The sequence below is a fragment of the Gordonia sp. ALPHA1B1 genome, assembly GCF_005502615.1.
In the GTDB taxonomy this organism is placed as follows: domain Bacteria; phylum Actinomycetota; class Actinomycetes; order Mycobacteriales; family Mycobacteriaceae; genus Gordonia; species Gordonia hongkongensis.
Genome location: NZ_SCOC01000080.1, coordinates 1 through 3,630, shown reverse-complemented (window position 1 = coordinate 3,630; position 3,630 = coordinate 1). Strand labels below are relative to the sequence as shown.

The 3,630-nt window shown below is 65.3% G+C and carries 4 protein-coding genes and 1 pseudogene; all 5 read left to right on the top strand.

All coding sequences use genetic code 11. The annotated features are described in order from the left end of the window. Positions 1-49: 49 nt before the first annotated feature. Positions 50-452, top strand: a pseudogene (locus tag FFS52_RS23420) (transposase); the annotation flags it as partial. 63 nt (positions 453-515) lie between these two features. Next, the gene (locus FFS52_RS23750; RefSeq protein WP_171011724.1) at positions 516-665 is read left to right on the top strand and encodes a hypothetical protein; all 150 of its coding nucleotides are present in this window, start codon (positions 516-518) and stop codon (positions 663-665) included. A 27-nt stretch (positions 666-692) separates the two neighbouring features. After that, complete coding sequence (locus FFS52_RS23745; protein ID WP_171011723.1) at positions 693-833, top strand: hypothetical protein; 141 nt, start codon at positions 693-695, stop codon at positions 831-833. A 135-nt stretch (positions 834-968) separates the two neighbouring features. Further along, on the top strand, positions 969-1,922 hold the full coding sequence (locus FFS52_RS23415; protein ID WP_137811074.1) for a dihydrodipicolinate synthase family protein: 954 nt from the start codon (positions 969-971) through the stop codon (positions 1,920-1,922). A 137-nt stretch (positions 1,923-2,059) separates the two neighbouring features. Then, entirely contained in the window at positions 2,060-3,385 is a 1,326-nt protein-coding gene (locus FFS52_RS23410) for an Nramp family divalent metal transporter (RefSeq protein ID WP_137811073.1), read from the top strand. The last annotated feature ends 245 nt before the right edge of the window (positions 3,386-3,630 follow it).

The window sequence follows — 3,630 nt, the reverse complement described above, 5'->3', positions numbered from 1 at the left end:
CCGGCGTGGGGCAGGAGGAATCACGACGCTGACCGACACAATCGGGGGCGTGGATGCCCCAGTGGCGGGGCCGGTTCGGACCGGTCAGGAACACGATGTCACCGCCGCGGACGCGGTGCGTGAGCTCACCAAGGCCGAGCAGGCCTTGGTGAGCGATCTGGTGCGCAGCTCACGTGCTCAGGGTGTAGCGCTGACCGAGCATCTGGGCTATGACAAACATGACGTGGCCGGCCGGAACACCGGCAATTCACGCAATGGCACGCGTACGAAACGGGTGCTGACCGACGCGTGCGGGCAGGTGCCGATCGAGGTGCCCCGCGACCGCAACGGCACTTTCGATCCGGGGATCGTCGGTAAGAGCAAACGACGCGTCACCGATGTGGATCGGGTAGTGCTGTCGCTGTATGTCAAAGGCCTCACGACGGGAGATATTGGCGCATTTCGCCGATGTGAATCGCCGATGTGAATCGCCGAGGGGTTGTCGGAGGCTCTCGAACCTGTGAAGGATGGAGAGTATGGCAGCACCACGGAAGTACAGCGTTGAGCTGAAGGAGCGGGCGACGCGGATGGCGGTGGAAGCCCGCCGGGACCCGGCTACGCGGCCGGGAGCGCTCAAACGCATCGGCGACCAACTCGGCGTGCACCCGGAGGCGCTGCGCACCTAGGTCAAATAGGCCGAGATCGATGGCGGGGTGCGACCGGGCACCACGACCGGCGAGGCTGAGCGGATCGCGCAGCTGGAGCGGGAGAACCGGGAGTTGCGGCGGGCGAACACCATCTTGAAGCAGGCCTCGGCTTTCTTTGCGGCGGAGATCGACCGCCAACAGCGCTGATCGTGGAGTTCGTCGCCGCTTCCCGTGACGAACACGGAGTCGATCCGATAGCGGGAACGTTCCCAAGAACGATTTCACGACCGCGATCTCGGCGGCCGCCGCCGTTCAGCAACCATCAGGAAAGCGAGGACGCAGATGTCCACTGTCGATCCCAAGTCCATCGATCTGCGCGGACTGACCCCCGCCCCGGTCACCCCCTTCACCCGCGACGGCGAGGTCGACTACGCCGCCATCCAGAGACTCGGGTCGTGGCTGGCCAGCGTGGACGGTGTCAAAGGTCTGGTCGTTCTCGGCCACGCCGGCGAAGGCACCTTCCTCACCCAGGACGAGCAGGTCCGAACCATTGCCGCCTTTCGCGACGCAGTACAGGATCGGCTGCCGATCATCGCCGGAATCACCGGCGAAGGCACCGCGGTCGCTGCCGAGGAAGCCAAGCGCGCCGTGGACGCCGGCGCCACTGCCGGCCTCGTTTACCCGTCGCACGGGTGGCTGCGATTCGGCTTCCAGAAGGGCGCCCCTCAGGATCGCTACAAGCAGATCTACGACGAGTCGGGTCTACCGCTGATCCTGTTCCAGTACCCCGACGTCACCAAAGCCACCTACGACCTGGAAACGCAGCTCGAAATCGCCGCACAGCCCGGCGTGTTCGCCACCAAGAACGGTGTCCGCAACATGCGCCGCTGGGACCGCGAGATCCCGGTCCTGCGCCAGGAGTTCCCGGATCTGCAGATCCTGACCTGCCACGACGAGTATCTGCTGCATACCATGTTCGACGTCGACGGCGCTCTGGTCGGTTACGGCGGTCTCGCCCCGGAGCCGCTGGTCGAGCTCATCGCTGCCGGCAAGGCCAAGGACTACACCCGGGCTCGTGAGATCCACGACCGTCTGCTGCCAGTCACCGCCAACGTCTATCACCGCGGCTCACACATGGAGGGAACCGTGGCTCTCAAGGAAGGCCTCGTTGCTCGCGGCATCCTCGAGCACGCCACCGTGCGTTCGCCGCTGCTGCCGCTGGCCGCCGGCGCCGACGCCGAGATTGCCGCGGCGCTGCAATCGGCCGGACTCGGCTCGGTTGCCGCGTTCGCCTGATCCGCTCAACTGGTGCCCCCGGGGGCTGCCGATTCTGCGGCTCCCGGGGCAAGTCGCCCTACGATCTACCTCATTCCACCGGCCTCGGTCGGTTTTGGCGCCCGACCTCCCGGGACGCCGCACAGAAAGGCTCACCGATGAGTCGACCCTCCTCCTCATCGTCCAGCGGGACGCGCGAGTCCACTGCGCCTGACGCCGCGACCGATGTCACCGAATCCGCCGAGTTGTCCATCACCGGCCCCCCTAAGGCCCGCGCCTGGTGGCGTACCCTCGCCCTCGCCGGCCCTGCCTTCGTCGCCGGAGCCTGGCAGTTCGGACCCGGTAACCTTGCCAGCGCAGTCCAAGCCGGCAGCGACTACGGATACGCCCTTATCTGGGTCATCGTCGTCTCGACCGCATTCATGCTGGTCTACGCCGACATGAGCGTGCGCCTGGGCATCCGCACCCCGATCTCGATGATCAGCTCGGTCAAGGACGTCCTAGGCCATCGCGTCGGCCTGGCCGCAGGATTCGGCGTCTTCATCATCACTCTGTGCTTCTCGGTCGGAAACGCTGTCGGATCCGGCCTTGGCCTGTCCATGGTGTTCGGCGGCTCCCCCGTTGTCTGGACCGCATTGTGCACTGGATTCGTCGGATTGATCCTGTTGTTCCGCAACGTGTATCGCACCGTCGAGAAGATCCTGTTGGTGATCGTGGCGCTGCTGGGTATCACCTTTGTCGTCAGCGCGATCATCTCCCGCCCGGACTGGTTTCAAGCGGCGGAGGGGCTGATCCCCACGATTCCGCCCGGCGCGCAGCTCGTAGTCATCGCCATGGTCGGCACGAACTTCTCACTCAACGCCGCGTTCTTCACCTCTTACGGCACCCACGAACGCCGCCGCACCCGAGCGCAGTACCGCGACACCACCATCGTCGACACCATCCCCGGCATCATCGCGCCCGGCATCATGACCTCGCTGGTCATTGTCGTCGCCGCTGCCGTTCTCGGCCAACAGGGTGCTGAAGCCACTACCCTGGCCGGCCTCGCGAAAGTGTTCGAACCTGTTGCCGGAGAGCTTGGTTCCACTATCTTCGCCCTCGGGCTCTCCGGTGCTGCGTTCTCAGCCATGGTCGCAAACGCCACCGCCGGCGGCACCATGCTCTCCGACGCGCTCGGTCGCGGTCCCTCACCCAGCACCCGCATCGCCCGATGCACCAGCGCCACGATCCTGCTCTGGGGACTGGTCATCACCATCCTGTTCACCAAATCCCTAGTCCAACTGATCATCTTCGCCCAAGCCCTCACCGTGCTCGTCGCACCGTTTCTGGGCTACCTGCTGCTCACCATGAGTAACAACCGAAACCTCATGGGCGACCTGAAGAACACCTGGTGGAAAAACATCCTCGGCGTAGTCGGGTTCCTCGCGATCCTGTCGCTGTCGGCAACCATGATCGTCGAACTGGTCCAACAGCTCCAGAACTAACCGCGGGGCGGCGCCCCGTGCATGCCCGCCGCACCGCCGACAGCCCGCAGGCCTGGGTGCTCTGCTCGACATCAACCAGGCAACACTGCGGAACTGGATTGAACGCAACACCCCGATCGTGACCTCGCGGGGAACCACGACGGTGGGTGAGCAGGATGCTGAGTTGATTGGCGGACACCGTGACAGCGCCGAAGGGCGCGACCGCCCATCTCGAGGCGGTTCAACGGGATCGGGCCGCCGCCCGT